Below are 7,653 nucleotides of genomic sequence, written 5' to 3' on the forward strand. Positions count from 1 at the left end.
CTCCTCGGTTTATCTGAACCTGTCCCTTATTATAACAGAATTTACGCATATAGACACTATTTTCTTAAAATTTTCCCGATTCTTATTTAAAATCCGATCAGCACCGCAATCACCATGGCAAGAGACGCTACCGCAAACAAAACACCCTGCATCTTAATCTGGAACTTCGCCCATTTTCCCCATTCCAGCTTCGCAACGCCGAGTGTACCAAGCAGACATCCGGAGGTCGGCACGATCAGATTGGAAAACGCGTCTCCCAGCTGGAACGCCAGAACGGACGTCTGCCGGGACACACCCACCAGGTCTGACAGCGGCGCCATGATCGGCATGGTCAGCGCTGCCTGTCCGGAGCCGGATACTACGAAGAAATTAAATACGGTCTGGAAAACATACATCAGCCATGCGGAGATCACGGCCGGAAAATTCTGCATTCCGCTGCTGATCCCATGAAGGATCGTATTGAGCACCGTAGGGGAGGACGCATCCGTTCCGCCCAAAATAATGATGATCCCCTGCGCCATGCCGACAACCAGCGCCGCCCCTACCAGGTCAGCCGCACCGCTCTGGAATGAAGATGCAATATCATTGACACGCATATCATTCAGCCTGAAGATCACGGCAATGATACCAGCTACCAGGCCCATTACAAAGAACTGCGACGCAATCTCCGGAATATAGAACCCTTTTGCCACAACGCCCCATACCGTCCAGATCATGGTCGCCAGGATCACCAGCAGAATCAGCTTGTGGCCCAGCCGGAAGTCCGCTTTTTTCTCATCGTTTCCTTCAAACTCCTCCCTGTATCGGGTGTCGCTGTCATAGGCAACCGATATCCTGGGATCCTTTTTGATCTTGGCCGCATAGACCATGGTAAATGCCATCCCTATCCCCGTAAACACAAACCAGAGCACGATACGGAAGCCCGCGCCGGAAAGCACCGGAACCTCTGCGATCCCCTGCGCGATGGCCAGGCTGAACGGATTCATCCAGGAAGCGCCGAATCCGATCTGAGTTGCGCAGTATGTCACGCAGACTCCTACGACAGCATCATACCCCATGGCAATGAACATGGGCACCAGGATCATTGCAAAGGGGATTGCCTCCTCGCCCATTCCAAAGACCGCGCCTCCCAGAGAGAACAGGACAAACAGTACGGGGATCAGATATTTTTCCGTGCCCTTTGTCTTTTCGATCATGGCCAGGATCCCCTGATCCACGGCTCCTGTTTTCAGCACAATCCCGAAGGCTCCGCCGATGACCAGGATAAATGCCACAATCCCCACTGCGGAACCCCATTTATCCCCGACAGTCAGCCCCTCAAATACATAGTTCAGGATTCCCTGTCCGCCGAAATCCTCGGTTCCGAATATGGGGGCTGTGTGGGTCATCTTTTTGCCGTTCTCATCCGTCACATACTGGAAGCTCTCCGGATCCAATACAGTCCTGGTCTTCTCCTCCCCGTTCTGCATATAAGTGATCTCTTTTGTCTCATACTGCCCCAGCGGGACAAACAGCGTCAAAACCGCCGCAAATAAAATCACAAAGAAAATGATCACATAGGTATGCGGCATCTGTATCGTTCCTTTTTTCGTTTCCATCCATTACTCTCCATTCATTTTAAAATTTCTTTCGTACTGTTCCATTGTTCTTTCAAATCAGTTCTGTCCCTTCGCGGATACACCCGCGATTCCGTCTGATTCAAACGTTCCTTTTCGGACAGCCGTCTTTTGGTATACCATGAGCTTTCCCTTTGCTATCACAGTATGTATGTCCATAGTATCCTCCTCTGCAAGCACCAGGTCGGCATCCTTTCCCACGGCGATACGCCCCTTTTGCGTGAGCTTCAGCAGATCCGCGGGGTTTGAAGTCACAGTTTTCAGCGCCTGCGTCAGACCCACATGGTTTGTCAGGACCGCATCCCGGACCTCCCGGTACAGAGAGCTTACTTTCCCCACCCCCAGCCCGGCAAGTTCCCCGCTTTTACTGAAAATCGGGATACTGCCCTGTCCATCTGAGGAAAATGTGATCTGATGCTCCGGCACTCCTGCGTCCAGCATCATTTTCAGGCCGGTGCTTGCTTTTACCTCGTCCTCTTCCAGAAAATCCGGATCTGAGCTTGTCGTCAGATCCACAAAGCCTCCCAGAGTTTTCGCGTAATCGATACCGTCATGCAAAAGCCGGGCACTCCGGTTGATATGAGTAGGCAGCATATTGGAGGTTGGGATCTCCGTCTCCTCCGCTACATAGCGCAGGTACGAGAGCATCCGCTTCCCATCCCCCATGTGGATATTCACCAGTCCGGCCTTCCCGGAAAGAATCCCGCCGACTCTCGTGTCTCCCACGATCTTCGCGAATTCCTCTTCTGTGGGCTGGGAGGAACGGTGGTCGGAAATGGCGATCTCTCCGCAGCCTATTACTTTGTCGATGAGGATCAGGTCATCCACCAGATTCCCAGTCAGCGTACGCACCGGAATCTGGTACGAACCGGAATAAATGTACGCGGTGATTCCCTCCTCCTCCAACCCTCTGGCCTTTGCCAGGAGTGACGCCATATTCCGCGTCGTACCGTCGGTTCCCAGACAGCCCACAACCGTAGTTACCCCGCCCATAGTGATATCCGTGAGCATGATCTCCGGTGTCCTCGTGTGATAGCTCCCCTCTCCGCCGCCTCCCAGGATATGTACATGGCAGTCAATGAATCCCGGGAACAGCAGCATGCCTGTCCCGTCAATCGTACGGACATCGTATTCCTCGACAGCCGGAATATGGGGAGCGATCTTTAATATCCTGGAATCGGCTGTCAGAACATCCTGTACTCCCAGTTCTTCCGGCGCAAATACCTTTGCGTTCCGGATCAGTATCAGCATGGTTTTTTCCTCCTTTTCCGAGCTTCCATTCTGCAGAATAATCCGCAGTCATACGTTTAGTTATAGTATACTCGTAAAAATCCGGGTTATCAATCATTTTTTCAGCAGGTCAAAGTGTTGATTTTCTGCCATTACCATTCGCGGCCGGTCAGGCCGTGCACGGTAGTCTTCTGCCCCGATACCTTAGTAAGTAATATATAAGAAACGTATGCGACTTGACGCACACTTGCGCCGGAGCGCGGCTGCAACAGCAGCTATTTTCCTTATGCGCGCAGCGCGCATCCCCCGGAGGGTTTTTGTTCTATAGGAAAATTCGGAGAAGTTTCCTATTAAGAATAAAAAAGACCTTCCAAACCTGGAAAGTCTCTCTCCTCCGTCATTAATCAACGGAAATGATCTCTTTTTTGTTGTATGAGCCGCATGCCTTACATACTCTGTGAGGCATCATAAGTTCTCCGCACTTGCTGCACTTTACCAGGTTCGGAGCGCTCATCTTCCAATTAGCTCTTCTCTTGTCTCTTCTGGCTTTTGAAGATTTATTTTTTGGACAGATCGACATCGGTTACACCTCCTTAAAATTCTTAAACAATTCACGGACAACGGACATCCTTGGGTCAAGCCCTGTATCCTCGCAGTCACAGCTCCCTTTATTCAGGTTCTGGCCGCATACATTGCAGATTCCTCTGCAGTCTTCCATGCAGAGCACCTTCTCCGGCCAGCACATCAAAATCTCCTGAAAGAGCATCTTGTCCACGTCAAGATGATATCCGTTGATAAAGTCAGATTCGTCGAATCCTTCTCTCAGTTCAGCATCCGAACACCCCAAATCCACATATCTGGTAAAATGAAGCGGAAACTCATACTCCACTTCTTCCAGACAGCGGTCACATGGAATCCGAAGCATAACCTTCCCATCCGCCTGAATCTGCAGCTCCCTGTCCTTCCTGTGCATAACAGTCACATGTACCGGATCCCTGCGGATCACTGGATACGCCCCGGACTTTAGCTGAACAGAATCCAACTCTGGCAAAACCATCTCGTCTATGGGCCTATGCTGTTCTGATAATACGCCTGACAGGTTCATCAACATTGCTGTTTACTCCTATTCATACCTAAACTATTATATCATGAGAAATCGGTTTGTCAACCAAAAAATCAGGTTTTCGGAAAAAATCTTAACGATTTGCCGCAGTTCATAGCCTATTATCTAATCGGCTGCGAGCTGTAACGCATCCAGCCCATTGAAAAGTCGCCTGTCGGCGAGAGGCTGGATGCCAAAAAACCGCTATTTTGCTGGCCGGATGCCTTGCAGAAAGGTGCAAGGCACCGTGAATAGTAACACAAATCGTCATATTATTGTACAAGCGCTACCGTCTCTCTTGCAATGGCCAGTTCTTCGTTGGTCGGAACCACCAGAACCTTTACCCTGGAATCCGGAGTGGAAATGATCACTTCCTCGCCCCGCTTTGCATTCGCCTCTTTATCGATCTCGATGCCCAGATATCCCAGATATCCGCAGATCCTCTCGCGCATATCCCCGTCGTTTTCGCCGATGCCTGCGGTAAATACGATGTTGTCCACGCCGTTCATGGCCGCCGCATAGGAGCCGACGTATTTTGCCACTCTGTAGCCGAAGACCTCCAGGGCGATCTGGGCCGGCTTTTTGCCTTCATCCGCCGCCGCGCACAGATCACGGAAATCGCTGGACACGCCGTCGGAAAGTCCGTATACACCGGATTCCTTGTTCAGCATCTTCATCAGTCCCGCAACGTCTAAGTTCTCCTTCTTTGCAATAAACTCCAGGATCGCCGGGTCAATGTCCCCGGAACGGGTTCCCATCACCAAACCTTCCAGCGGGGTCAGTCCCATGGAGGTGTCTACGGATTTTCCGTTCAGCACCGCACAGATGCTGGCGCCGTTTCCAAGGTGGCATACGATGGTCTTGGTCGCCTCATAGGGAACCCCAACGATCTCCGCAACCCTCTTGGATACGAAGCTGTGGCTTGTCCCGTGGAAGCCGTAACGTCTTACTTTATACTTATCATAGTATGCATAGGGCAGGCCGTACATATACGCCTTTTCCGGCATGGTCTGGTGGAACGCTGTATCGAATACACCTACCATGGGGGTGCCCGGCATCAGCTTCTCACACGCGTTGATTCCGATCAGGTTCGCCGGGTTGTGCAGCGGCGCAAGGTCGTTGCATTCTTCCACTGCTTTTTTCATTTCCTCTGTAATGACTGCGGAGGATGCAAATTTTTCTCCCCCGTGTACCACACGGTGTCCAACCGCTCCGATCTCGTCCAGGCTCTTAACAACGCCGGTGTCGGGATCTGTCAGGGCGTCGATCACAAACTGGATGGCCTCGGTATGGGTCGGCATTGCCTTGTCGGACTTTACCTTTTCGCCGCCTGCCGGCTGATAGGTCAGGCTTCCGTCAATCCCGATCCGCTCGCAGAGTCCCTTTGCCAGGACTTCCTCGGAATCGGAATTGATCAACTGGAATTTTAAAGAAGAGCTTCCGCAATTTATCACTAAAACATTCATTTCCTTATGTTCCTCCTGATATTATGATATCCTTTTCATACTTTATCGGACGAAATACGCCCGCCCTGCAAGGGCATACACGATAGGATGCCCCTGGATATACTTTTTTCGTTACAATGTACTCCCGGTCATCTCAGCCCTGTGCCTGTACTGCTGTGATTGCAACCACACCTTCAATGTCTTCCGCGCTGCAGCCCCGGGACAGATCGTTGACCGGAGCGGCGATTCCCTGGGTAAGCGGTCCGTAAGCCTCTGCCTTTGCCAGTCTCTGCGCCAGCTTGTATCCGATATTACCTGCATCCAGATCCGGGAAGATCAGTACATTGGCATGTCCTGCTACCGGGCTGCCCGGAGCCTTGGATTCTCCTACGGAAGGAACGATCGCCGCGTCAAGCTGCAGTTCGCCGTCCAGCTTCAATTCCGGCGCCAGCTCCTTTGCGATCCGGGTCGCTTCCACAACCTTGTCCACGTCCGCATGCTTTGCGCTTCCCTTTGTAGAGTGGGAAAGCATTGCCACAACCGGCTCCTTGCCAGTCAGAATACGGAAGGACTCTGCGGAAGATACCGCGATGTTCGCCAGCTTCTCCGGATCCGGATTCTGCTCCAGACCGGAATCTCCGAAGATAAAGGTTCCGTCCGCACCCATATCGCAATTTGGAACTACGATCACGAAAAATGCGGAAACCAGCTTTGTACCCGGTTTTGTCTTTAAGATCTGCAGGCAGGGACGAAGGGTATCAGCCGTAGAATGGCATGCGCCGGATACCATACCGTCCGCATCGCCCATCTTTACCATCATGACGCCGTAATACAGATAATTGTTCAGCAGAAGTTCCTTTGCCTGCTCCTCGGTCATGCCCTTTTTCTGGCGTAATTCCACCAGCTTTGCAATGTAGCTCTCTGTCTTTTCGCTGGTCGCGGGATCCACGATGGTTGCCCCGGAAATGTCATATCCTGCTCCCATCTTCTCAATCTCTTCCTTGCTTCCCACCAGGATCAGCTTCGCTGTCCCTTCCTTCAAAACCGCCTCAGCAGCCTTGTAGGTTCTCTCGTCTTCCGTCTCCGGAAGCACGATCGTCTTAATGTCTGTCTTTGCTCTTGCTTTGATTTCATCAATAAATCCCATAATTAAAAGCCACCTTTCCTTTTTCTGCCTATTATTATAACGCAATCATTTTTTGTATACAAGATATTTCCATGTCTATTTTTAAGAACAATCTCCACGTTGGCAATGAGCAGTGCGAAAAAGAACAGGAAAGAGGCTGCGTCGTGCTCGCACGTAAGCAGAATCTTTCCTGTTCTTTTTCATAGGGCGCATGCCCGTGAGCGAGATGAAGCGCAGCGTAATCGAGCTGCACTGCGGACGGAATCCGTATACATCTACTTCCCGCCTCATAAAACACATCCCCCAAAGTGAGATACACCGATACACCGCACCGTTTATAATTATGGAACATATTTTTCCATAAAATCTGCCGGAGTCATAATCTCCGGTATTTCAACGCCAATCCCCAGAAAATCTTTATCACCGGTAATGAAAATATCCACATTTTCAATGATTGCCGTATAAAGTACAGGGTAGTCATTTACATCCCTGATTTCGAACAGCCCGCCTGGCATGTGACGCGGGGTATAAACCAGTTCATACGCCAAATTTAAAAGATATTCATCAATTGCTTTCCTCTTACCTGGGAATTTGCGTTCGACTACTGCAAATAATTCATCGACTACAAACGATGAAAGAACGAGATGATGACTCCGGGTAATAAAATCCAGCATCTTTTGAAATGCTTTGCCTGGAAACAATATCATGGAGATCAATACATTCGTATCAAGCATTATTCGCATATATATACATCACCTCTCTCCGCACGGACTTCTTTTACCAAATCTATCACATCCTGTTCATTACGAATGCCGCTCTCCTCCGCAACCCCTTCAAAAGCTTTCTGTGCTTTTAACAGTGCGTTTGTGGAAGCATTCACCATAACGACCTTCTCCCCTTCCTCAACAAACAGAATTTTATCTCCTTCCTGAATGCCAAGCAGTTTACGGATTGCCGCAGGGATTGTAACCTGACCCTTTGACGTTACTTTTGCTAATTCCATATCCAATACCTCCTGCAAATAAATTTCTTACAAATTTGTTACCATACCGCCTGCGGCGGCACAAATGATGACGAAAGCTTCGATTCCATATTTCCATATAGACTAAATGGGTGTATTCTTATTTTCAGAGA

General features: G+C 50.2%; 8 protein-coding genes. All 8 read right to left on the reverse strand.

Translation table 11 applies throughout. The features are described from left to right. Positions 1-86 precede the first annotated feature (86 nt). Complete coding sequence (gene yfcC, locus ACTOY7_RS18525) at positions 87-1,598, reverse strand: putative basic amino acid antiporter YfcC (RefSeq protein WP_160280725.1); 1,512 nt, start codon at positions 1,596-1,598, stop codon at positions 87-89. Between the two features lie 57 nt (positions 1,599-1,655). Further along, positions 1,656-2,867, reverse strand: a complete 1,212-nt coding sequence (iadA, locus tag ACTOY7_RS18530) for a beta-aspartyl-peptidase (RefSeq protein WP_300885117.1) — start codon at positions 2,865-2,867, stop codon at positions 1,656-1,658. 379 nt (positions 2,868-3,246) lie between these two features. Beyond that, positions 3,247-3,426: a 50S ribosomal protein L32 gene (gene rpmF / locus ACTOY7_RS18535; protein ID WP_004068723.1), complete on the reverse strand. Its 180-nt coding sequence runs from the start codon at positions 3,424-3,426 to the stop codon at positions 3,247-3,249. Positions 3,427-3,429: 3 nt separating this feature from the next. Further along, complete coding sequence (locus ACTOY7_RS18540) at positions 3,430-3,957, reverse strand: YceD family protein (RefSeq protein ID WP_160280727.1); 528 nt, start codon at positions 3,955-3,957, stop codon at positions 3,430-3,432. 263 nt (positions 3,958-4,220) lie between these two features. Then, positions 4,221-5,414 carry an acetate kinase gene (locus ACTOY7_RS18545; RefSeq protein WP_160280728.1) on the reverse strand — a complete coding sequence of 398 codons (1,194 nt, stop codon included), beginning with the start codon at positions 5,412-5,414 and terminating at the stop codon, positions 4,221-4,223. Positions 5,415-5,547: 133 nt separating this feature from the next. Continuing rightward, positions 5,548-6,540, reverse strand: coding sequence for a phosphate acetyltransferase (gene pta, locus ACTOY7_RS18550; protein ID WP_004068730.1), 993 nt, complete (start codon positions 6,538-6,540; stop codon positions 5,548-5,550). 320 nt (positions 6,541-6,860) lie between these two features. Further along, positions 6,861-7,262, reverse strand: coding sequence for a putative toxin-antitoxin system toxin component, PIN family (locus ACTOY7_RS18555; protein WP_004068732.1), 402 nt, complete (start codon positions 7,260-7,262; stop codon positions 6,861-6,863). Then, entirely contained in the window at positions 7,253-7,522 is a 270-nt protein-coding gene (locus ACTOY7_RS18560) for an AbrB/MazE/SpoVT family DNA-binding domain-containing protein (RefSeq protein WP_004068734.1), read from the reverse strand. Before ACTOY7_RS18560 ends, ACTOY7_RS18555 begins: the two co-directional genes overlap by 10 nt. Positions 7,523-7,653 lie beyond the last annotated feature (131 nt).

The sequence above is a fragment of the Schaedlerella sp. genome (assembly GCF_056796775.1).

Excerpts from the sequence above, each read along its gene's own strand:
- yfcC (WP_160280725.1), bottom strand. The coding sequence starts at position 1,598 with ATGGAAACGAAAAAAGGAACGATACAGATGCCGCATACCTATGTGATC.
- iadA (WP_300885117.1), bottom strand. The coding sequence starts at position 2,867 with ATGCTGATACTGATCCGGAACGCAAAGGTATTTGCGCCGGAAGAACTG.
- rpmF (WP_004068723.1), bottom strand. The coding sequence starts at position 3,426 with ATGTCGATCTGTCCAAAAAATAAATCTTCAAAAGCCAGAAGAGACAAG.
- ACTOY7_RS18540 (WP_160280727.1), bottom strand. The coding sequence starts at position 3,957 with ATGTTGATGAACCTGTCAGGCGTATTATCAGAACAGCATAGGCCCATA.
- ACTOY7_RS18545 (WP_160280728.1), bottom strand. The coding sequence starts at position 5,414 with ATGAATGTTTTAGTGATAAATTGCGGAAGCTCTTCTTTAAAATTCCAG.
- pta (WP_004068730.1), bottom strand. The coding sequence starts at position 6,540 with ATGGGATTTATTGATGAAATCAAAGCAAGAGCAAAGACAGACATTAAG.
- ACTOY7_RS18555 (WP_004068732.1), bottom strand. The coding sequence starts at position 7,262 with ATGCGAATAATGCTTGATACGAATGTATTGATCTCCATGATATTGTTT.
- ACTOY7_RS18560 (WP_004068734.1), bottom strand. The coding sequence starts at position 7,522 with ATGGAATTAGCAAAAGTAACGTCAAAGGGTCAGGTTACAATCCCTGCG.